We start from the raw sequence: 19,998 nt of genomic DNA, 5'->3' as shown, positions 1-19,998 counted from the left end.
CCTCGGAGCTTTCATGAATTTCCCGCTGATCCTCAATCTGCTGGTGTTCCTCGCGTTGCTGTTCGGCTTGTCGCTGACCCGCCACACCGCGTGGAGCCTGGCCAAAAAAGTCCTGCTGGCGCTGGTGCTCGGCGTATTGTTCGGCCTGGGCCTGCACCTGATTTACGGGGGCGATAACCCGACCCTGAAAACCTCCATCGGCTGGTTCGATCTGGTCGGCAGTGGCTACGTGCAACTGCTGCAAATGATCGTAATCCCCTTGGTGTTTGCCTCGATCCTCAGTGCGGTCGCCCGCCTGCACAATGCCTCTTCGCTGGGCAAGATCAGCTTTCTGACCATTGGCACCCTGCTGTTCACCACCATGATTGCAGCGCTGGTCGGTATCGGTCTGACCAACCTGTTCGGCCTGACCGCCGAAGGCCTGGTGGCCGGGGCTGCGGAAATGAGCCGCCTGCACATCATCCAGAATGAGTACGCCGGTAAAGTGGCGGATCTGAATGTGCCGCAATTGTTGCTCTCATTTATCCCGCAAAACCCATTTGCAGACCTGGCTCGCGCCAAGCCGACCTCGATCATCAGCGTGGTGATATTCGCCGCTTTCCTGGGCGTCGCCGCGTTGCAATTGTTCAAGGACGAGCCTGAAAAAGGCAGCAAAGTGCTGAATGCCATCGACACCCTGCAAGCCTGGGTGATGCGCCTTGTACGTCTGGTCATGAAGCTGACCCCATACGGCGTGCTGGCATTGATGACCAAAGTGGTGGCCATGTCCAACCTGCAAGACATCATCAAACTCGGCAGTTTTGTGGTGGTGTCTTACATCGGCCTGGCCGTGATGTTTGTGATTCACGGCGTGATTCTGTCGTTCGCCGGCGTGAACCCGCTGCGCTTCTTCCGCAAAGTATGGCCGGTGCTGACGTTTGCTTTCACTAGCCGTTCAAGTGCGGCAAGTATTCCGCTGAGTATCGAAGCTCAAACCCGTCGCTTGGGGATCCCGTCCTCGATCGCCAGCTTTGCCGCCTCGTTTGGCGCCACCATTGGCCAAAACGGTTGCGCCGGTCTGTACCCGGCCATGTTGGCGGTGATGGTTGCTCCGACCGTGGGTATCAACCCGCTGGATCCGGTGTGGATCGCCACCTTGGTGGCCATTGTGACCTTGAGCTCGGCCGGTGTGGCGGGCGTGGGTGGCGGTGCAACCTTCGCAGCCTTGATCGTACTGCCGGCGATGGGCTTGCCGGTGTCGTTGGTGGCGCTGTTGATTTCGGTCGAACCGTTGATCGACATGGGCCGCACAGCGCTGAACGTTAGCGGTGCAATGGTAGCCGGCACCGTGACCAGCCAGATCATGCACGAGACTGACAAAGCTGTATTGGCAGAAGACGATCACGGCGATTTGGCCCACGCCTAAACGCCTTGCCCTCTCCCGCAGGGAGAGGGCACTGACCGCACGCGGTCATAAAATCACACCAAATAGCCCCCTCTCCCTCTGGGAGAGGGTTGGCCTCTAAAGCGCCAGCAACCGACGCAATTCAGCCAGCGCAGGCGCCGTATCAGGGCGCACACCGCGCCATAGGGTGAACGCTTCGGCGGCTTGTTCAGCCAGCATCCCCAAACCATCCATGACCTTGCCCGCGCCCTGCTCGCCAGCCCAAACACAAAACGGCGTAGGTGCGCTGCCATACATCATGTCGTAGCACAGGGTTTTACCCGGCTCGATCAAGCTGCTGGCAATCGGTGGCACTTCACCGGCCAGGCTGGCGGAGGTGGCATTGATGATCAGGTCAACAGGCTCATGCAGCCAGTCAAAACCACTGGCAGCCACCGAGCCCAGATCACTGAACAGTTCGGCCAGCAATTCGGCTTTTTCTACGGTACGGTTGGCAATGGTGACCGCCGCAGGGCTTTCGGCCAGAATCGGCTCCAACGCCCCGCGCACAGCACCACCCGCCCCCAGAATCAGAATACGTTTGCCCTTGAGGCTGAAACCGGCGTTCACGGTTAAATCACGCACCAGGCCAGCACCGTCGGTGTTATCGCCCAGCAAGCGGCCGTCTGCCAACTTGCTCAACGTATTGACCGCCCCTGCCCGCAGTGCCCGTGCGGTCAGCTCATCCGCCATACGGTAAGCGTCTTCTTTGAAAGGCACGGTGACGTTGGCGCCGCGCCCTGTTTCAAAAAAAACCTTGGCGCAACCGGCAAAATCGTCCAGAGGCGCCAGCTGGGTGTCGTACTGCATGGCTTGTGCCGTTTGTTCGGCAAACAAACGGTGGAGCACGGGAGATTTGCTGTGGGCAATCGGGTTGCCGAAAACGACGTAACGGTCCATCACGCTCGCTCCTCAGCCAACCAGTCGCGGTCTTGCAGAAAGTAATCGGTCAGACGCGCCTCTTCGCTGCCCGGCAACGCTTTCCAGTCATAACCCCAACGCACTTGCGGCGGCAATGACATCAGGATCGATTCGGTACGGCCGCCCGATTGCAGACCAAACAGGGTGCCACGGTCGTACACCAGGTTGAATTCGACGTAGCGGCCACGGCGGTATTCCTGAAACTCACGCTGCTGCGCGGTAAATTCGGTGGCTTTGCGGCGCTGAACAATCGGCAAGTAGGCATCGATGTATGCGTTACCAATGGCGCGAATAAAAGCGAAGCAGGTGTCGAAATCCCATTCGTTCAGGTCATCAAAGAACAAGCCGCCAATACCGCGCGGCTCGTTGCGGTGTTTGATGTGGAAGTAGCTGTCGCACCAAGCCTTGTAGCGCGGGTACACGTCAGCGCCAAACGGCGCACAGGCTTGCTCGGCCACGCGGTGCCAGTGCACACAGTCTTCTTCGACGGCGTAGTAAGGCGTCAGGTCAAAGCCGCCGCCAAACCACCAGACCGGTTCTTCGCCCTCTTTTTCTGCGATGAAAAAACGCACGTTGGCGTGAGAGGTCGGCACGTGCGGATTGTGCGGGTGAATCACCAGTGACACGCCCAAAGCCTCAAACCCGCGGCCTGCCAGCTCAGGGCGGTGGGCGCTGGCAGAGGGCGGCAAGCCGCTGCCAAACACGTGGGAAAAATTCACGCCGCCTTTTTCAATCACGTTGCCGTCTGCGATCACGCGGGTACGGCCACCGCCGCCTGCCGGGCGTTCCCAGGCGTCTTCTATGAAATGGGCGCCGCCGTCTTCAGTCTGCATCGCGTTGCAAATGCGGTCCTGAAGGTCGAGCAGGTAGGCTTTAACGGCCTCGGTGCGAGTAGTCATGACATCACCTTAAATCGGGCAAAGCGACGCGGCACGCCGCTCAGAGCGGGGCCGGCGGCGAAGAAACGGGAACAGACCCTAGCATATCACCGCATAAAGCTTCGCCGCAGTTGACGAAGATCACGCCAGAGCGTTGGATAGGGGCTTCGTCAAATCAACGAGGACAGTGCAGATGGCTAAGCGTATCCAGTTTCGGACCCACGGCGGGCCCGAAGTACTTGAGTATGTCGACTTCACACCCGCAGAGCCGGGTCCGCAGCAAGTCCGCGTGAGCAACAAGGCCATCGGTCTGAATTTTATCGACACCTATTTCCGTGGCGGTTTGTACCCACTGCCAGAGCTGCCGTCCGGGCTGGGCAATGAAGCCGCAGGCATCGTCGATGCGGTGGGCAGTGATGTGCACAACGTCAAAGTCGGCGACCGTGTGGCTTACGGCACCGGGCCGCTGGGTGCGTACAGCGAGTTGCACGTATTGCCAGCCGCGAATGTGGTGAAGCTTCCCGACGATATTTCGTTTGAGCAAGCCGCCGCGGTGATGCTCAAAGGGCTGACGGTGCAGTACTTGTTGCGTCAGACCTATGAACTCAAGGGTGGCGAAACCATCTTGTTCCATGCGGCTGCGGGCGGTGTCGGTTCAATTGCCTGCCAATGGGCCAAAGCGCTGGGCGTGAAGTTGATTGGCACAGTCAGCTCGCCTGAGAAGGCGGCGTTGGCGAAAAAGCTGGGGGCATGGGAAACCATCGACTACAGCCATGAAGACGTGGCCAAGCGGGTGCTGGAATTGACCGACGGTAAAAAATGCCCCGTGGTCTATGACGGGGTCGGCAAAGACACGTGGCTGACCTCCCTGGACTGCACCGCACCGCGTGGTTTGGTCGTCAGTTTCGGCAATGCATCCGGGGCCGTGAGCGGGGTGAACCTGGGTATTTTGTCGCAGAAGGGATCGCTGTACGTGACCCGGCCAACATTGGCCAGCTACGCCAATAACGCCGAGAACCTGCAAGCCATGGCGGACGAACTGTTTGAGATGATTCGCAGCGGCAAAGTGACGGTCGATATCAATCAGCGCTTTGCACTCAAGGATGCGGCCCAGGCCCAGACCGAGCTGTCGGCACGACGGACCACCGGTTCGACCATCTTGTTGCCTTGATTCAGCTCTTCGTAGCAGCTGCCGAAGGCTGCGATCGGCGGCGTAGCCGTCGTAAACCCTGAAACCACGGTCGTCCTGAAAGACCGCGACTTCTGATTTCACGACGGCTTCGCCGCCGGACGCAGCCTGCGGCAGCTGCTACGGGGGTTACGGGGTTACGATCACCTTTACGCCGGGCGTACAACCTTGCCCGTTGCCAGATCACGAATCAGACTCGGGTTTTTACGTCCCCCCAGATTGCCGCCCAATACGTGGTCGATCTGCCCACGAAAATACTGCTCAACCTTGAGCCGCGTCCGTGCCGCCGGCAAACCGGCCGGGTTCGCGGAGGTCGATACAATCGGTCCCACCAGCGAACACAACTCACGCACCAACGGGTGGTCACTCACACGCAAAGCCACCGTGTCATGCACGCCAGTGATCCACTCTGGCAGTAATCCTTGATGCGGCACCAGCCAAGTATTGGGCCCGGGCCAAGTGCTGGCCATGCGGTCGAGCCACTCTTGAGGAAAGTCTTCGAACAGAAAGTCGAACTGGCGAATGTTGTCGGCTATCAGAATCAGGCCTTTATCCACAGGTCGTGATTTGATCGCCAGCAAACGCTCCACCGCCTCTTCATCCCACGGGTCGCAACCCAGTCCCCACACAGCCTCGGTCGGGTAGGCAATCACCGCGCCCGCACGAATTGCTCTTGCTGCTTGCTGGACGCGCCAGGTGCTGATCATCAAATGTCTCCAAAATAGGTGCTGTGCGCAGTGTACTTAGCTGGCGCAAGCAAACCAACGCCCGCCCTCCAGCACCACGCGCCCCTCCAACTCAAGTTCGGTCAAGGCGGCCAATAACCGGGGCAGCTCCCAACCACTGGCGCTGACCAGACCTTCACTGGTGTAAGGCGCCGCTTGCAACAATTGCACGAGCGGATGATAGCTGGGGGTGAACAGGTCCGCTGTGGCTAACGGTAAAGAGCGCCAGCCACGCAGGCCTTCGAGAATATGCTCGACGGTTTCAACCAGCGTTGCGCCGTCGCGAATCAACTGGTGGCACCCGCGTGCTCCCGGATGATGGATGGAGCCGGGAATGGCGTAGACCTCACGCCCTTGTTCGGCGGCCAGCCGGGCCGTGATCAGCGAACCACTCGCCACGCTGGCTTCGACCACCAGTACGCCGAGCGACAGGCCACTGATGATTCGATTGCGTCGAGGAAAGTTGCCGGGCAGCGGCCCAGTCTCTAACGGGAACTCGGAAACCACTGCGCTGGCGCCGTTAATCATCGCGTCAGCCAAGGCGCGATGGCGCTGTGGATAAAGTTTTTCGAGCCCTGTGCCGAGCACCCCCACGGTGAGGCCGCCGACATCAAGGGCTGCCCGGTGGGCCGCACCGTCGACGCCCAATGCCAACCCACTGGTGATGACAAATCCGGCGCTGGCCAGGCTGCGTGAAAATGCACCGGCGGTATCCAACCCGGGCCGGGAGGCGCGGCGGCTGCCGACGATTGCCAGCTGGGGTTTCTCCAGTATTGAAGGATCGCCGGCCACGAATAACAGGGGCGGGGCATCGCACAACTCGCTCAATAACGCTGGGTAGTTCGCCTGATCATGTAACAAGAGATGCTGGCTTGAGCGCTCAAGCCAGCGCAGTGCAGCGCTGGCACCGTCGCGAATCTGCGGGCTGCGCCGGGCCTGAGCACACGTGGCGGGCAGACCCAGCGCCGACCACGCGCTGGCAGGCGCGCCCAGCGCCGAACTGGCGCAACCAAAGGCACTGAACAGCGTGTAATAACGCTTTGGCCCCATGTCGGGTAACAGGTGCAAACGCAAACGGGCCTCAAGCTCGCAAGGGGAAATATCGGGCAACGGCATGTGATCATCCTTGATCGTTCAGAGCGCTATCAAGACCGGAACAAGCTGTGGATAAGTCTGTGAACAAGTTGTTTGCCAAGCAATGAAAAACCCCAGCTTGAGCACCCGGCTTGCATTTGAAATCGCGCATGGAAACCCAACTTTAGTTGAGGGTTTCAGGCAACCATCGCGCGTTGGTTTCAAACTGCGACAGACCGCGCTGAGCTCATGCCCGATGCAGTCCGGCAGCTAGTCGTTTCATCCGCCGGGGAATCCCTTTATTATGTGCGTTCGCGTGAAACGCTAGAGCCCGAGCGGGCTGTCTTCTGAAGGGGACGTTTTGCACAGGTTGCCCGAAGTCCTCAGGACCACCTGACAACCGTTTTTGAATCTTTCACACAGTGCATCAATCAAACTTATGGCTATTTTAAACATCCTCGAATTCCCAGACTCGCGACTGCGCACCATCGCCAAGCCCGTGGCGGTTGTGGACGACGAAGTGCGCCAGTTGATCGATGACATGTTTGAAACCATGTACGAGGCGCCGGGTATTGGCCTGGCCGCCACGCAAGTCAACGTGCATAAACGCATCGTGGTCATGGACCTGAGCGAAGACCGCAGCGAACCTCTGGTGTTTATCAACCCTGAGTTCGAGGCCCTGACCGACGAGACGGATCAGTATCAGGAAGGCTGCCTGTCTGTTCCGGGTTTCTATGAAAACGTCGATCGACCGCAACGCGTCAAAATCAACGCGCTGGACCGTGACGGCAAGCCCTTTGAAATGATTGCCGAAGGCCTGTTGGCCGTGTGCATTCAGCACGAATGCGACCACCTCAACGGCAAGCTGTTTGTGGATTACCTGTCTAACCTCAAGCGTGACCGGATCAAGAAGAAGCTGGAAAAACTGCACCGCCAGAACGCTTGATCCCAACACCCAACTATTGACGCGGCTCCTGTAGCCGCTGTCGAGGCACGAAGGCTGCGATCGGGCGCGAAGCGGCCTTCATCCACGCTCTACGGATATGCCTGATGTACTCTATCGCCGGGTTTTGCAACTGCTATGCAGCCGTTCGCAGCCTTCGTACCTCGTCATCGGCTACAGGTATTTCGAAGGATTACTCCAGCGCTCCCCCCCATTCCAAGTGAGTAATTCATGACTGAGCCATTGCGCATCGTCTTTGCTGGCACCCCAGAATTCGCCGCTGAACACCTCAAGGCCCTGCTAGACAGCCCTTACGAGATTGTCGCGGTCTACACCCAACCGGATCGTCCGGCAGGGCGCGGGCAAAAGCTGATGCCAAGCCCGGTCAAGCAGTTGGCCCTTGAGCATCACATCCCTGTCTTGCAACCGCCCACGCTGCGTGCCCCCGAAGCCCAAGCCGAACTCGCGGCCTTGAAGCCCGATTTGCTGGTGGTGGTGGCGTACGGCCTGATCCTGCCCCAAGTTGTGCTCGATATTCCGCGCCTGGGCTGCATCAACAGCCATGCTTCGTTGCTGCCACGCTGGCGCGGTGCGGCGCCGATCCAGCGCGCCATCGAGGCAGGCGACAGCGAGAGCGGTGTGACCGTCATGCGCATGGAGGCGGGTCTGGACACCGGCCCCATGCTGCTCAAGTCCGTGACCCCGATCAGCGCCGACGATACGGGCGGCAGCTTGCACGACCGTTTGGCCAAGCTCGGGCCGCCAGCAGTGATCGAAGCGATTGCCGGTCTGGCAGCCGGTACGTTGCAAGGTGAAGCGCAGGACGACAGCCTGGCGACCTACGCCCATAAACTCAACAAAGACGAAGCTCGAATTGACTGGGCCCGCCCGGCAGTGGAGCTGGAGCGAGTGATTCGCGCCTTCAATCCTTGGCCCATCTGCCACAGCACACTCAACGGTGAAGCCCTGAAAGTGTTGGCCGCCACTCTGGCTGACGCTCAAGGCGAACCGGGGCAGATTCTCGCCGCCAGCAAGGACGGCCTGATTGTGGGATGTGGCGAAGGCGCGCTGTGCCTGACACGCCTGCAATTGCCCGGAGGCAAGGCGCTGGCGTTCAGCGATTTTTTCAACAGCCGTCGTGAGAAATTCGCCGTCGGTACAGTACTGGGTGCCGCCCAATGAACCCGCGTCTGGCTGCTGCCAAAGCCCTGACCGCCGTCCTGAATGGCAAGGCATCGCTCAACAGTTCGCTGCCGTTACAACTGGATAAGGTCGAGGTGCGTGATCGCGGCCTGACTCAGGATCTGGCCTTCGGTACAGCCCGCTGGCAGCCACGTCTGTCGGCGCTGGCCAACAAACTGCTGCAAAAGCCGTTCAAAGCCGCCGATGCAGACGTAGAAGCGCTGTTGCTAGTGGGCTTGTACCAACTGCTCTACACGCGCATTCCGGCCCACGCAGCCATCGGCGAAACCGTCGGCTGCGCAGACAAACTGAAAAAACCGTGGGCCAAAGGCCTGCTCAATGCCGTCTTGCGCAATGCGCAGCGCGAGAGCGAAGCCTTGCTCGCCGAACTGGAACATGACCCAGTGGTGCGTACCGCGCATCCGCGCTGGCTGCAAAAATCGCTGAAAGCCTTCTGGCCACAGCAGTGGGAAGCCATTTGCGCGGCCAATAACGCGCATCCACCGATGATTTTGCGGGTCAATCGTCGTCATCACAGCCGTGATGCCTATCTGCAACTGCTGATCGAGGCGGGTATCGAAGCCCAGCCTTGCACCTTCAGCCAGGACGGCATCGTGCTGGCCGAAGCGTGCGATGTGCGCACCTTGCCGGGCTTTGCCGAAGGCTGGATCAGCGTCCAGGACGAGGCCGCGCAATTGGCGGCTGACCTGCTGGATCTGGCTCCCGGCCAGCGCGTGCTTGACGCCTGCTGTGCACCCGGAGGCAAGACCTGCCACATTCTCGAAGTCGAGCCGCAATTGGCCGGCGTGGTCGCAGTGGATCTGGAAGCCAAGCGTCTGGTGCGGGTTCGCGAAAACCTTGAGCGTCTGGGCCTGAGTGCCGAGTTGATTGCCGCTGATGGCCGCGACACCGCCACATGGTGGGACGGCAAACCGTTCCAGCGCATTTTGCTGGACGCCCCTTGCTCGGCAACCGGCGTGATCCGTCGCCACCCCGACATCAAGCTGACGCGCCAGCCCGACGACATTGCCGCCCTCGCCGCCTTGCAAGGCGAGTTGCTTGACGCAATGTGGCCTACGCTGGAGGTCGGTGGCATCTTGCTGTATGCCACCTGTTCGACGTTGCCGACCGAAAACACCGAAGTGATCGAAGCCTTTCTGGCCCGAACCCCCGGTGCGCGGGAGCTGGATATTGCCGGTTCGTTCGGCATCAAGCAGCCGCATGGCCGTCAATTGCTGGCTCAAGAAGGCGGACACGACGGGTTTTATTACGCCAAGTTGATCAAGATCGCTGCCGTTCGCGGCTAAACAGGGACTGACGGCATGAAAATCATCATTCTCGGCGCAGGTCAGGTCGGCGGCACACTGGCCGAACATTTGGCCAGCGAAGCAAACGACATCACCGTGGTCGATACCGATGGCGAACGCCTGCGCGACCTCGGCGACCGGCTCGATATTCGTACGGTGCAAGGCCGCGCTTCGCTGCCCAATGTGCTGCGTCAGGCGGGTGCCGATGACGCTGACATGCTGGTGGCGGTGACCAACAGCGACGAGACCAACATGGTCGCGTGCCAAGTGGCGTACTCGTTGTTTCACACCCCCACCAAAATCGCGCGCGTACGTGAGTCGGCCTACTTGACCCGCGGTGAAGAGCTGTTCGACAACGACGCCATTCCAGTGGACGTGTTGATCAGCCCCGAACAAGTGGTGACCAACTACATCAAACGCCTGATTGAGCACCCCGGCGCCTTGCAGGTGATCGACTTTGCCGACGGCAAAGCCCAATTGGTGGCGGTCAAGGCCTACTACGGCGGGCCGCTGATTGGTCAGCAGCTACGCCAGTTGCGCGAACACATGCCCAATGTCGACACGCGGGTTGCCGCCATTTTCCGCCGTGATCGTCCGATTACACCCCGTGGCGATACCGTGATCGAGGCGGATGACGAAGTGTTTTTCATCGCTGCCAAAGCCAATATCCGCGCGGTGATGAGTGAAATGCGCCGCCTGGATGAAAGCTACAAGCGGATCGTGATTGCGGGCGGCGGGCAGATTGGCGAACGGCTGGCCGAAGCCATTGAAAGCCGCTATCAGGTCAAGATCATCGAGATGAACCCTGCGCGTTGTCGCTACTTGTCCGACACGCTCGACAGCACCGTGGTGTTGCAAGGCAGCGCCTCGGACCGCGATTTGATGCTCGAAGAAAACATTGCCGATGCCGACCTGTTTCTGGCCCTGACCAACGATGACGAAGCCAACATTATGTCGTCGCTGCTAGCCAAGCGTCTGGGCGCGAAAAAGGTGATGACCATCATCAACAATCCCGCCTACGTGGACTTGATACAGGGCGGCGAGATCGATATCGCCATCAGCCCGCAGCTGGCCACTATCGGCACACTGCTGGCCCACGTACGCCGTGGTGATATTGTCAGCGTTCACTCCTTGCGTCGAGGCGCAGCCGAGGCCATCGAAGCCATTGCCCACGGCGACTCGAAATCGAGCAAGGTGATTGGCCGTCGCATTGGCGAGATTCACTTGCCCCCGGGCACGATCATTGGCGCGATCATTCGCGACGAAGAAGTGCTGATTGCCCACGACGCTACCGTGGTCAATGCAGGCGACCATGTGATCTTGTTCCTTGTGGATAAAAAGCATATTCGCGACGTCGAAAAGCTGTTCCACGTTGGGTTGAGTTTCTTCTAAGGAGTTTGGCGTGCTGGAATCACTGGAAAAGATGCTGGCCAAGGGTGTGGATAACGCGTTACTGCGCTTTGGCCTGGGCAAGGGCTATCTCGACCTTGGGGATAACCTCAAAGCCGTTGAGCATTTGCAGGCTTGCGTCACGTTTGACCCCAAATATTCCGCAGCGTGGAAGTTATTGGGCAAGGCGCAATTGGCGGCGGGAAACAGGGACGCCGCACGCACGGTGTGGCTGCAGGGAATAGCGGCAGCGCAGGCCCACGGCGATAAGCAGGCAGAAAAAGAAATGGCCGTGTTCTTGAAGAAGCTCGATAAGCCAAAAACCTGAATGTGCAGGGTGAGAGTGGGCGCCAAAGCCTGACCACCCTCCACCATCCGATATCACGCCTTGGGCTTTTTGCGCGGCTTAAGGTACTTGGTCAAGCCCTGAAACCAGATGACCAACGCCGGGTTGCCTTTAATCTGAATCGACTTGTCTTGAATGCCGGTCATGAAAGCCAATTGCTTGTTCTTGGCTTGCATCGTGGCAAAGCCATAATCAGCGTCTTTGAAGGCAATGGCGAAAGCAGGCTCCGGGTACATACCCGAATGGCTGGTGATGCGAAGGTTTTTGACTTTGAAGTGACGGGCCACTTTGCCATCGAGGGTTTGCAGCTGGAAAACCAGGTCTTTATCAACCAGTTGCTGTTGGAAAGCAGGGTTTTTACGGCTGGCTCTGCCCATCAGCAAGCCCAGCATCCAGAGCAAAAAACGAAATTTCATGTGCGCGCCTCGGGAAGTAATAACTAGCCGGCGCAGTGTAGCGATTTGAACAAAGAACACCACTTTTCTGCAGTGTTAGACGCAGAATAAGCAGATTTTGCCACTTATAGCCGCATAATCGGCTCAATCATTGTCAAAAATGGGCGCTGTCATACCAGCTCGCCCATTCCTTAAGCCACCTTCAATCGCGGCAATTGCCAGACTTATGGGTTAACACTGTCTTTAAGAAACTTGCCCGGCTTGAAAGCCACGGTGTTGCTGGCCTTGATTTTTACCGGCTCGCCGGTTTGCGGGTTTTTACCGGTGCGAGCACCGCGATGACGTTGAATAAACGTACCGAAGCCGACCAGCGTGACGCTGTCTTTGCGGTGCAGGGCATTGGTGATTTCTTCGAGTACTGCATTGAGTACGCGGCTGGCTTGCTCTTTAGTGAGGTCAGCCTTGTCAGCGATAGCGGCGGCGAGATCTGGTTTACGCATGATGAAGCCTCTTTGACGGTTTTTTGTTGTTATGTCCGTGCTGCTCTCTAATGGAGCCGCGCTCAGGGCGCCGCAGGCTCTACTCTGCGGCAGACCGGTGTGAGAATGGCACGCGGCCAAATCCTGCGCCAGCCTCTGGCGAGGCTTTGTTGAGACAAGGCAATGTCATAAGCGACATAAACAGCGGTATTTACGCCAAAAGCGCAGGTAGCTCTTTATTGAGTGCCAGTTTTTCGCGAACCGCCTCACCCGTCAGCGCATAACCGAGCAAGTTGCCCTCCGCGTCGCGGCACAAGGCTTTAATGTCAGCACCCTGGCCTTCCACAGTCCACACCCCTTCGTAGCCGCGAGGCACAGGCGACACCACCAGAGGGCAAACCGGGGTTTTGACCGTAATGGGCATTGCGCCGTAGCTCACCGCTGTCGGGTTGCCTGCCAGGGTTTGCGCCAACGCCCGTGCACAGTTCATCAGGGGCATGACGTAGAGCAGGCTCAAGCCTTCCACTTCGGCGCAATCACCCAGCGCGTAAATATTGGCATGAGAGGTTTTGAGATGACGATCAACCTCGATGCCGCGATTGACCTGTAGGCCGGCCGCCGCAGCCATATCAATGCGCGGACGCAAACCAATCGCAGAGACCACCACATCACAGGCAATCACGCTGGCGTCTGACAAATGTGCTTGCAGCCCATCGGCGGTGCGTTGCAGGCGGGTCAATACCGGACCCAGATGCAAACGCGCCCCAAGGCTTTCCAGACCTGCTTGCACGGCCGCCGCAGCAGCAGGATGCAACAGGGTTGGCATGACTTGCTCACACGGGGCCACCATATCGACTTCGAAGCCACCGGCAATCAGGTCATTGGCAAATTCACAGCCAATCAGTCCAGCGCCCAGGATCAGCACACGGCGCTTGCCCGCTGCAGCAGTGCGAAAACGCGCATAGTCTTCCAGGTCGTTGATCGGGAAGATGGCGTCCTGCGCATCGCCTTCTACCGGCACCTGTACGGTTTGCGCACCCCACGCCAGAACCAGATCGCGGTAAGGCACCGCCTCTTCGCCAATCCACAGTTGTTTGTGGCCCGCATCAATACCGCTGATACGGGTGTGGATGCGCACTTGGGCGTTAAGCTGCGCGGCCATGGCCTCCGGCGTCGCCATGCTCAGACCGTCAGCCTCTTTATTTTTGCCAAAGCCGGTGGACAGCATGGGCTTGGAATAGGAGCGCCCATCATCTGCCGTGATCAGCAATAACGGGGTCTCGCTGTCCAGCTTGCGAAACTCCCGGGCCAGGTTATAGCCAGCCAGCCCAGTACCCACGATCACGACAGGTGCGTTCATTCCATACTCCAGGGTTGAATCAGGTTGTTAAGGGATCAATCAGTTGATTTCGATCATCTCGAAATCCATTTTGCCGACACCACAGTCCGGGCACAGCCAGTCTTCAGGAACGTCCTGCCACAACGTACCGGGCGCAATGCCGTCATCCGGCCAGCCGTCGGCTTCGTTGTAAATCAGTCCACATACGATGCATTGCCACTTTTTCATGAAGTTATTTCCTAGGGTTCAGGCCGCACGAGGCCACAGACTTGTCGAAACCTGCTGCGTTGCTCGTCATTTTCAGGGCGTTTTGTACTGATGACCACTGTGATATGCAAGCACGATTGCTGCCACTAACCGCTCAAGCGCTCATTCAATAGGCAGCGTGCTAAGCTCGCGGGCCTCAATGGCTGCCAATTATGACCTACCGTGTCGCACATGACGTCTCCACTGATCTCCCCTGTCTGGCTTGAACAAAGCCACCTACACACCACCCCTGATGAACAAACACTCGATTGGTTGTTCGACCAGGGCTCATTGACTCGCCGGCTTACCGCGCTTTCAGACGGCGCCTTTAGCGTGCTGCCGCTGCTTGAGGGCTGGCAGACGCTGCGCCAGGACGAGTGCACTGCGCTCGACCTGCCTGAGGGCAGCCGGGGCTGGGTGCGCGAAGTGTATTTGCGCGGGCACCAGCAACCGTGGGTGTTTGCCCGCAGCGTCGCGGCACACAGCGCCCTGAAGCAAGGCGGGCTAAATCTGGAAGACCTGGGAACCCGGTCACTGGGGGAGCTGCTTTTTTGCGACCACGCCTTTGAACGCGGCCCGTTGCAGGTATGCCACTACCCACGCGACTGGCTGCCGGTGGCTGATCGGGCCGACCACCTGTGGGCACGCCGCTCACGCTTTGTACGCGGCACATTAAGCGTACTGGTGGCCGAAATCTTCTTACCCCCCTTGTGGGCCACCCTGAGTGCCCGGCCGGAGAACAGCTGATGTACGTACGCCTGCTCAAATCGCTCAACCGCCTGAACCCTCGGGCCTGGGACTTTATTCAACTGACCCGCATGGATAAACCCATCGGTATCTACCTGCTGCTGTGGCCAACGCTGTGGGCGCTGTGGGTGGCCGCCAAGGGCGTACCGTCGCTGAGCAACCTGCTGATCTTTGTGCTGGGTGTGATCCTGACCCGAGCCGGTGGCTGTGTGATCAACGACTTTGCTGATCGCAAGGTGGACGGTCACGTCAAACGCACCGAACAACGACCTTTGGTCAGTGGAAAAATCAGCAGCAAAGAAGCGCTGGTGTTTTTTGCCCTGCTCATGGGTGCCAGCTTCCTGCTGGTGCTGTGCACCAATACCCCGACCATCTTGCTCTCATTTGGCGGGCTGGCATTGGCCGCCACTTACCCGTTCATGAAGCGCTACACCTACTACCCACAAGTGGTACTAGGCGCGGCATTTTCGTGGGGCATGCCGATGGCGTTTACCGCCGAAACCGGAAGCGTGCCGGCGGCAGCGTGGCTGCTCTACATCGCCAACTTGCTGTGGACGGTGGGGTATGACACGTACTACGCCATGACCGACCGCGAAGACGACCTGAAAGTCGGGGTTAAATCCACCGCCATCCTGTTTGGCGATGCAGACCGCGTCATCATCCTCACACTGCAATGTTTGGCATTGGTTTGCTTGTTGTTGGCGGGCTCGCACTTTAAGTTGGGCGGCTGGTGTCATCTGGGCTTATTGGCCGCAGCGGCCTGCTTTGTGTGGGAATTCTGGTACACGCGAGACCGCGATCCCCAACGGTGCTTTAAAGCCTTCTTGCACAATCATTGGGCGGGATTGGCGATCTTTATCGGCATCGTACTCAATTACGCGCTGGGGTAACCCGCGCGCGCCGTGGGGCAGCGGCTCTGTGGTATCAACCACACGAAGTTGCTGCACTCACGTTGTTCACTAGGCGGCCGCGAAAAATGAGTGCAAAACCCACCCTCCAGTAAGGTGCCGCCCGGGCGTGTCGGATTCAACCCCAAAGGCTCCACCCACTCCGTGGGATTGGGCAGGTACTGGTAGTTGTTGAGTTCGCCCGCCAGTTTGATCGGGTCGGGGGTCAGGTAGTGACCGGTGAAGTTTATAGGCTTCCACATTGTTAGAAAGAAAAATTGGGTCTTGGAATTTATTGTGATGAGTGTGCTTTTACCTCAAAGATGCAATCCATTCTTTAAAAAAAATATTTTGTTTACTCGGATTGTTTGTGAGGTTGTCGTCGTCGAAATCAAAAATATTTACCAAATCTGAACGTCTGGCTTGTTCGCCCATTTTTAATTCATACGCCATGAGCCCGGCAGTCATTTGTCTTGTGCTTCTGGATGGATGAACATTTATTTTCGATCCTTTACAAAGGAAGTCAATCTCCGGCATCTGTTCACGCAGCTTTGCCAAGCAGGTGTATAGATCGTCTCCAGTCGAGATGAAATCTGAGTTTTTTATTTTCAAATGAATGCAGGGTGGATCTGTTGTATACGAGAGATCAGCTTTTACCAATGTATTATCTATTTTTAATATGATTTCTCGAAAGTCCACTTTTACTTTCCTGCAGGATTAGGGATTGAGTAACCAACGTAACTACCATCGGCATTGACTGGTGTAACCCCTAATATATCTTCTTTGAGAATTTGATTGGGGATCGCAATTTCCATTTCTTCTGGAAACGGTACTTTGGTACCAAGCTCATGATTTACGTTACGGCCCTGTATTAATTTAAGAATATAGAATTGCCTTGGTTTTGTTCGGTAGGCAGTTCCGAAATCTATGGCTACATCAGCAGATGTAGAAGTACTTATAAAATTACTAGGGGCCGTCGCCGGGTTGACAACTCACCAGACCTCATGAGTCTCGGTTCTGTAATTATTTTCAATACGCTCAACAAGCAATGGCGCACTGATAATTCCTTCTGTCGGATACTCCAATTCATTAGGTCTAAGTTCTCTTTCGAGTCGAAAAGACTCTTTACCATCCCACAGCCAAAGGGAACCACCCGCTCCGCCATTCCTGGAGCGAAATGTAGGAAATATTTTTAGCCTATCGGGCACTGAAATATTTTCCACGACGGATAGCAGGCCTTGATTTACCGTACTTTGAACAACTAGGAACGCAGAAAATTGTGGCTCACCCTCAACTAGCATTGAAAAATCTTTTGGTTGCTTATTGTGAAATCCGGGGAAAACGCGAATTAAAAAACCGAACTCCGGATGTTTATGAGTAACTTGCGCATATGCGACACCCTGCGAGGTTAATACTTGCAAAATGTCGCCCAGCTTTACCTTCTTAGCCATTTAAAATCCTTCATATCCAGCTTTTTTCAGCAGCTCGGCGCCGCGTATCAAGCCCAGCTCATACTTAGTCGGGTTTCTGACAGACGATATAGAGTTGATCTTATTGATTAACGTGCCGCCATCTTTACCAAGGCCATGGTAGTCGTCAGTGCCTGCTCAACTGCCCGAGCGTCAGCACGAGATATATTGTCCAGCCCTCTGATTTTTGAAACCACTATCCCTTTTTGTCTGAGGTGAGATTGACCACGCTTAGCTATATCGTAGGCTATTGCAATATAACGAGCCATGCCATCAACAATGCAGTTATAAACACAGGTTTTTCCGCCTATATAGGCAACTTATCCTGGAGCTTTTATACCCGGACAATCCCCCCCAAGCACTCATCAACTCCTACGGATCCAGCCACCCCATGAATTTAGCCGAGGGGGAGCGGCTAGGATCAAAGATATGTTTCAGAAAGCATGGGCGTTTTTAGTGCTATTCAAACATATTTTTAGCTATCAATAATGGCGGTACTTGGTAGCGTTGATCTTTGCTGTGATTCATTAATTTGTTGACATGCCACTGTTTTAGTAGGGGTCTAATTTGGCTTGGAGTATTCCCGCATGGGAAAATTTTTAACTGTGAAATTATTTTGATTCTTCAATATTAAATCTGCTCTTAACTATGTTTTGTGCTGCGCGAAGCTTGCTTAGAAGCTCTGTGATCGTATTCGCGGCGAGCAAAATTAATGGTGACTCCCATTGGTGGCCTTCGATTACGCGAACTTGAAATCGTCCATTTATATCGAAAGAAGGATACCAACCCGCATCTATTAACAACTCATTACCATATTCAACTTGCAGCATGTCTTCTTTTAATACAAAGAGATCGCTTTTAAAGTTTTCGCTGTCAATATTTGAAAGTTCGTCGCAGGTGATTTTTCCATCTAAAAAGTCTAATGCAATCATTTTGTAAGCTTCCTGAATTCTTGCTCAGTTATCGGATGCCCGTGAATGGTTTTGGCACTCAGTTCAATACGTATCCACCTACTAGTTTTGCCACCGCTGGCACCGATATCGCTTTCAAAATCCTTAACTTTCCACGGCTTACCATTGGTGCTTGATTTTCCATCCTTAAAAACCCCTCTTTCTAAGCTTTCTATGTCAGTTCCTGGCTTGTATTTTGCCGGGCCAGTTTTAGTGGATTCAATAATTGCTTTCCAAGACATGTTTTTTGACGGGCTATGATTGTATCCGTGAGCTGTCCAATGGATCACGTTATGCGCAGGCGCTTCTGGGTCTTCGCCAATATAATTTAGTTTTTGTTCCGGCGTTTCACCATTTTGCTCGGTGATTTCGCGCCCTAAATCCCCCGGACAAGAACTCAACCCCAACGGATCCACCCACCCCGAGGGGTTGGGCACGTACTGGTAGCTGTTGAGTCCACCCGCCAATTTGATCGGGTCGGGGGTCAAGTAGCGGCCGGTGTTGGGATTGTAGTAGCGATGGCGGTTGTAGTGTAGTCCGCTTTCTTCGTCGTAATACTGGCCCTGAAATCGCAGCGGGTTGCTGAATTCGTTGATGTCGAATTTGACGACGTTGCCGTACGTCCGGTAATACGCCGACCAGACGATTTTGTCGTTTACTTTGGTGTTTTTTGCAGGCTGGCTTCTTTGTTAAAGATCGTATATTTTTTGGTTTAGGAGTGTGTCGATGAATGTAGGTATATCTATTTTTCTTGATTTTCTGGCTTTAGAAATATGCAGGCCATGTTGCCGTTTTCGAGTCCTATTATGGTATTGGTAGAAAACTCAATATGTGTTTTTCCTTTGTGGTTGTAATTGTCAGGTCCTATATAAATATAATCGCTGTTTCTGATTTTTATAGTTTTCCAAATATTGGATCCTGGGATTTCTAGAGCAACACCTTTCATTAGATATATTTCATGTGTGTGGACGTAAACGCTGCCAAGTGTGGGGTTGGGGACTTCCATGGCTTCAGTATCAAGGTTTATTAAAGGTAGAAAACCCCATGGATAAAGTAGTGTTTTGGTTTCAATGCCAACTTCAATTTGCAAAGTACCTGCAGTAAGAGGCATGCAGCCATTTGATCCGGATTTTGAAATTAGCTGTTCTGAAGATGCGCATATGAAATCAATCGAGTACTCGTCACTTCTATAAATTAATTTTCCAGCTAAAGGCTTGTTATTCTTGCGCCATTGGAATTTCATTTTTTTGTGCTCTTGAATAAAAGATGCAGTACCGTATTAGTTTTTGGATTTATCACAAGTTCATAAGTTCCAAAACTGCCGTTCATGGTTCCATCTACATCCCATCGTAAAATGTCGGGAACTCCGCGCGGATCTGGCACTGGGGGTTTTGATTCCATTATTTCCTGCATTAATATCCTTGAATCGCCATACGGCCTTACCCTATCACCTGTCTTATTGACGTCGCTCAAATGATTTTCAACGGTTTTAGTCAATTTAAGATTGCTAGCATCAATCCTAGGTGCTGTTATTTCTCCGCCCGGACAATCCCCCTCAACACTCATCAATCCCAACGGATCCACCCACCCCGTTGGGTTGGGCACGTACTGGTAGCTGTTGAGTCCGCCCGCCAGTTTGATCGGGTCGGGGGTCAGGTAGCGGCCGGTGTTGGGATTGTAGTAGCGATGGCGGTTGTAGTGTAGTCCGCTTTCTTCGTCGTAATACTGGCCCTGAAAACGCAACGGGTTGCTGATTTCGTTGATGTCGAATTTGATGACGTTGCCGTACGCCCGGTAATGTGCTGACCAGACGATTTTGCCTGCTTCGTCGGTGAGTTCTTGCGGGGTGCCCAGGTGGTCGAGCTGGTAGTAGTAGACCTCGTTGGTTGTGCCGTGGCCTTTTAGCAGGGCCATCGGTTTGAAGGTGCCGGGTTCGTAGACGTAGCTGCGGTAAAGCGGCCAGCCCTTAACACCTTTTTGGGAGATGTTTTCGGCGATCAGCCGGTCGCCCTGCCAGATGAATTGGGTGGTTTTGCCGTCCATGTCTTTGGCGATGCGTCGGCCGAAGGCATCGTAGCGGTAGGCGACGTCGCTGCCGTCGGCCAGGGT

At 55.8% G+C, this 19,998-nt stretch carries 22 protein-coding genes and 2 pseudogenes; 9 read left to right on the top strand and 15 right to left on the bottom strand.

Annotated features, from left to right (window positions below):
* Positions 1–13: 13 nt before the first annotated feature.
* The gene (locus FJD38_RS14000) at positions 14–1,405 is read left to right on the top strand and encodes an L-cystine transporter (protein WP_122785524.1); all 1,392 of its coding nucleotides are present in this window, start codon (positions 14–16) and stop codon (positions 1,403–1,405) included.
* Between the two features lie 96 nt (positions 1,406–1,501).
* On the opposite strand, the gene aroE is transcribed toward FJD38_RS14000, so the two are convergent.
* The gene (gene aroE / locus FJD38_RS13995; RefSeq protein WP_122785525.1) at positions 1,502–2,323 is read right to left on the bottom strand and encodes a shikimate dehydrogenase; all 822 of its coding nucleotides are present in this window, start codon (positions 2,321–2,323) and stop codon (positions 1,502–1,504) included.
* Complete coding sequence (hemF, locus tag FJD38_RS13990; protein WP_146385829.1) at positions 2,323–3,243, bottom strand: oxygen-dependent coproporphyrinogen oxidase; 921 nt, start codon at positions 3,241–3,243, stop codon at positions 2,323–2,325. The genes aroE and hemF overlap by 1 nt, the downstream gene beginning before the upstream one ends.
* Before the next feature lie 172 nt (positions 3,244–3,415).
* On the opposite strand from hemF, the gene FJD38_RS13985 reads away from it, so the two are divergent.
* Entirely contained in the window at positions 3,416–4,393 is a 978-nt protein-coding gene (locus FJD38_RS13985) for an NADPH:quinone reductase (RefSeq protein WP_122785527.1), read from the top strand.
* Positions 4,394–4,560: 167 nt separating this feature from the next.
* Here FJD38_RS13985 and tsaC read toward each other — a convergent pair whose 3' ends face one another.
* Positions 4,561–5,118 (bottom strand): L-threonylcarbamoyladenylate synthase type 1 TsaC, encoded by a 558-nt coding sequence (gene tsaC, locus FJD38_RS13980; RefSeq protein ID WP_122785528.1) that lies wholly within the window; start codon positions 5,116–5,118, stop codon positions 4,561–4,563.
* A gap of 36 nt (positions 5,119–5,154) precedes the next feature.
* Positions 5,155–6,252, bottom strand: coding sequence for a DNA-processing protein DprA (gene dprA / locus FJD38_RS13975; protein WP_122785529.1), 1,098 nt, complete (start codon positions 6,250–6,252; stop codon positions 5,155–5,157).
* A gap of 397 nt (positions 6,253–6,649) precedes the next feature.
* Between dprA and def the strand changes: the two genes are divergently transcribed.
* From def to FJD38_RS13950, 5 genes are all read left to right on the top strand, one after another.
* Positions 6,650–7,156, top strand: coding sequence for a peptide deformylase (gene def / locus FJD38_RS13970; protein WP_122785530.1), 507 nt, complete (start codon positions 6,650–6,652; stop codon positions 7,154–7,156).
* 228 nt (positions 7,157–7,384) lie between these two features.
* Complete coding sequence (fmt, locus tag FJD38_RS13965) at positions 7,385–8,335, top strand: methionyl-tRNA formyltransferase (RefSeq protein ID WP_146385827.1); 951 nt, start codon at positions 7,385–7,387, stop codon at positions 8,333–8,335.
* On the top strand, positions 8,332–9,642 hold the full coding sequence (gene rsmB, locus FJD38_RS13960) for a 16S rRNA (cytosine(967)-C(5))-methyltransferase RsmB (RefSeq protein WP_122785532.1): 1,311 nt from the start codon (positions 8,332–8,334) through the stop codon (positions 9,640–9,642). The genes fmt and rsmB overlap by 4 nt, the downstream gene beginning before the upstream one ends.
* A gap of 15 nt (positions 9,643–9,657) precedes the next feature.
* A complete protein-coding gene (trkA, locus tag FJD38_RS13955) occupies positions 9,658–11,034 on the top strand; it encodes a Trk system potassium transporter TrkA (RefSeq protein WP_122785533.1) in 1,377 nt (458 codons plus the stop codon).
* A gap of 10 nt (positions 11,035–11,044) precedes the next feature.
* Positions 11,045–11,359 carry a tetratricopeptide repeat protein gene (locus FJD38_RS13950; RefSeq protein ID WP_146385826.1) on the top strand — a complete coding sequence of 105 codons (315 nt, stop codon included), beginning with the start codon at positions 11,045–11,047 and terminating at the stop codon, positions 11,357–11,359.
* Positions 11,360–11,412: 53 nt separating this feature from the next.
* Here the strand turns inward: FJD38_RS13950 and FJD38_RS13945 are convergent, their stop codons facing one another.
* The 4 genes from FJD38_RS13945 to FJD38_RS13930 form a co-directional block, all read right to left on the bottom strand.
* On the bottom strand, positions 11,413–11,793 hold the full coding sequence (locus FJD38_RS13945; RefSeq protein ID WP_146385823.1) for a helicase: 381 nt from the start codon (positions 11,791–11,793) through the stop codon (positions 11,413–11,415).
* A 203-nt stretch (positions 11,794–11,996) separates the two neighbouring features.
* Positions 11,997–12,272, bottom strand: a complete 276-nt coding sequence (locus FJD38_RS13940; protein WP_122785536.1) for an HU family DNA-binding protein — start codon at positions 12,270–12,272, stop codon at positions 11,997–11,999.
* A gap of 190 nt (positions 12,273–12,462) precedes the next feature.
* Positions 12,463–13,611 (bottom strand): FAD-dependent oxidoreductase, encoded by a 1,149-nt coding sequence (locus tag FJD38_RS13935; protein WP_146385821.1) that lies wholly within the window; start codon positions 13,609–13,611, stop codon positions 12,463–12,465.
* Positions 13,612–13,650: 39 nt separating this feature from the next.
* Entirely contained in the window at positions 13,651–13,818 is a 168-nt protein-coding gene (locus tag FJD38_RS13930) for a rubredoxin (RefSeq protein WP_003437744.1), read from the bottom strand.
* Between the two features lie 210 nt (positions 13,819–14,028).
* On the opposite strand from FJD38_RS13930, the gene FJD38_RS13925 reads away from it, so the two are divergent.
* Positions 14,029–14,583 (top strand): chorismate--pyruvate lyase family protein, encoded by a 555-nt coding sequence (locus FJD38_RS13925; protein ID WP_167654270.1) that lies wholly within the window; start codon positions 14,029–14,031, stop codon positions 14,581–14,583.
* Entirely contained in the window at positions 14,583–15,473 is an 891-nt protein-coding gene (gene ubiA, locus FJD38_RS13920; protein ID WP_146385817.1) for a 4-hydroxybenzoate octaprenyltransferase, read from the top strand. Before FJD38_RS13925 ends, ubiA begins: the two co-directional genes overlap by 1 nt.
* Positions 15,474–15,592: 119 nt before the next feature.
* Here the strand turns inward: ubiA and FJD38_RS25150 are convergent.
* From FJD38_RS25150 to FJD38_RS13885, 7 genes and pseudogenes are all read right to left on the bottom strand, one after another.
* A pseudogene (locus FJD38_RS25150) lies at positions 15,593–15,712 on the bottom strand (RHS repeat-associated core domain-containing protein); the annotation flags it as partial.
* Positions 15,713–15,782: 70 nt separating this feature from the next.
* On the bottom strand, positions 15,783–16,169 hold the full coding sequence (locus tag FJD38_RS13910) for a hypothetical protein (RefSeq protein ID WP_146385813.1): 387 nt from the start codon (positions 16,167–16,169) through the stop codon (positions 15,783–15,785).
* A gap of 293 nt (positions 16,170–16,462) precedes the next feature.
* Positions 16,463–16,921: a hypothetical protein gene (locus tag FJD38_RS13905; protein WP_146385811.1), complete on the bottom strand. Its 459-nt coding sequence runs from the start codon at positions 16,919–16,921 to the stop codon at positions 16,463–16,465.
* A gap of 629 nt (positions 16,922–17,550) precedes the next feature.
* The gene (locus tag FJD38_RS13900) at positions 17,551–17,871 is read right to left on the bottom strand and encodes a hypothetical protein (protein ID WP_146385809.1); all 321 of its coding nucleotides are present in this window, start codon (positions 17,869–17,871) and stop codon (positions 17,551–17,553) included.
* Positions 17,868–18,539: pseudogene (locus FJD38_RS24760) on the bottom strand (RHS repeat-associated core domain-containing protein); the annotation flags it as partial. The gene FJD38_RS13900 and the pseudogene FJD38_RS24760, both read right to left, overlap by 4 nt.
* 92 nt (positions 18,540–18,631) lie before the next feature.
* Positions 18,632–19,132 (bottom strand): hypothetical protein, encoded by a 501-nt coding sequence (locus FJD38_RS13890; RefSeq protein WP_146385807.1) that lies wholly within the window; start codon positions 19,130–19,132, stop codon positions 18,632–18,634.
* Positions 19,129–19,998, bottom strand: an 870-nt coding sequence (locus tag FJD38_RS13885; RefSeq protein ID WP_146385805.1) for an RHS repeat domain-containing protein, incomplete at its 5' end; no start/stop codon positions are given. The genes FJD38_RS13890 and FJD38_RS13885, both read right to left, overlap by 4 nt.

It is taken from the genome of Pseudomonas saxonica, assembly GCF_007858365.1.
In the GTDB taxonomy this organism is placed as follows: domain Bacteria; phylum Pseudomonadota; class Gammaproteobacteria; order Pseudomonadales; family Pseudomonadaceae; genus Aquipseudomonas; species Aquipseudomonas saxonica.
This window is presented reverse-complemented; position numbering and strand designations above follow the sequence as displayed.

Excerpts from the sequence above, each read along its gene's own strand:
- FJD38_RS14000 (WP_122785524.1), top strand. The coding sequence starts at position 14 with ATGAATTTCCCGCTGATCCTCAATCTGCTGGTGTTCCTCGCGTTGCTG.
- aroE (WP_122785525.1), bottom strand. The coding sequence starts at position 2,323 with ATGGACCGTTACGTCGTTTTCGGCAACCCGATTGCCCACAGCAAATCT.
- hemF (WP_146385829.1), bottom strand. The coding sequence starts at position 3,243 with ATGACTACTCGCACCGAGGCCGTTAAAGCCTACCTGCTCGACCTTCAG.
- FJD38_RS13985 (WP_122785527.1), top strand. The coding sequence starts at position 3,416 with ATGGCTAAGCGTATCCAGTTTCGGACCCACGGCGGGCCCGAAGTACTT.
- tsaC (WP_122785528.1), bottom strand. The coding sequence starts at position 5,118 with ATGATCAGCACCTGGCGCGTCCAGCAAGCAGCAAGAGCAATTCGTGCG.
- dprA (WP_122785529.1), bottom strand. The coding sequence starts at position 6,252 with ATGCCGTTGCCCGATATTTCCCCTTGCGAGCTTGAGGCCCGTTTGCGT.
- def (WP_122785530.1), top strand. The coding sequence starts at position 6,650 with ATGGCTATTTTAAACATCCTCGAATTCCCAGACTCGCGACTGCGCACC.
- fmt (WP_146385827.1), top strand. The coding sequence starts at position 7,385 with ATGACTGAGCCATTGCGCATCGTCTTTGCTGGCACCCCAGAATTCGCC.
- rsmB (WP_122785532.1), top strand. The coding sequence starts at position 8,332 with ATGAACCCGCGTCTGGCTGCTGCCAAAGCCCTGACCGCCGTCCTGAAT.
- trkA (WP_122785533.1), top strand. The coding sequence starts at position 9,658 with ATGAAAATCATCATTCTCGGCGCAGGTCAGGTCGGCGGCACACTGGCC.
- FJD38_RS13945 (WP_146385823.1), bottom strand. The coding sequence starts at position 11,793 with ATGAAATTTCGTTTTTTGCTCTGGATGCTGGGCTTGCTGATGGGCAGA.
- FJD38_RS13940 (WP_122785536.1), bottom strand. The coding sequence starts at position 12,272 with ATGCGTAAACCAGATCTCGCCGCCGCTATCGCTGACAAGGCTGACCTC.
- FJD38_RS13935 (WP_146385821.1), bottom strand. The coding sequence starts at position 13,611 with ATGAACGCACCTGTCGTGATCGTGGGTACTGGGCTGGCTGGCTATAAC.
- FJD38_RS13930 (WP_003437744.1), bottom strand. The coding sequence starts at position 13,818 with ATGAAAAAGTGGCAATGCATCGTATGTGGACTGATTTACAACGAAGCC.
- FJD38_RS13925 (WP_167654270.1), top strand. The coding sequence starts at position 14,029 with ATGACGTCTCCACTGATCTCCCCTGTCTGGCTTGAACAAAGCCACCTA.
- ubiA (WP_146385817.1), top strand. The coding sequence starts at position 14,583 with ATGTACGTACGCCTGCTCAAATCGCTCAACCGCCTGAACCCTCGGGCC.
- FJD38_RS13905 (WP_146385811.1), bottom strand. The coding sequence starts at position 16,921 with ATGGCTAAGAAGGTAAAGCTGGGCGACATTTTGCAAGTATTAACCTCG.
- FJD38_RS13900 (WP_146385809.1), bottom strand. The coding sequence starts at position 17,871 with ATGATTGCATTAGACTTTTTAGATGGAAAAATCACCTGCGACGAACTT.
- FJD38_RS13890 (WP_146385807.1), bottom strand. The coding sequence starts at position 19,132 with ATGAAATTCCAATGGCGCAAGAATAACAAGCCTTTAGCTGGAAAATTA.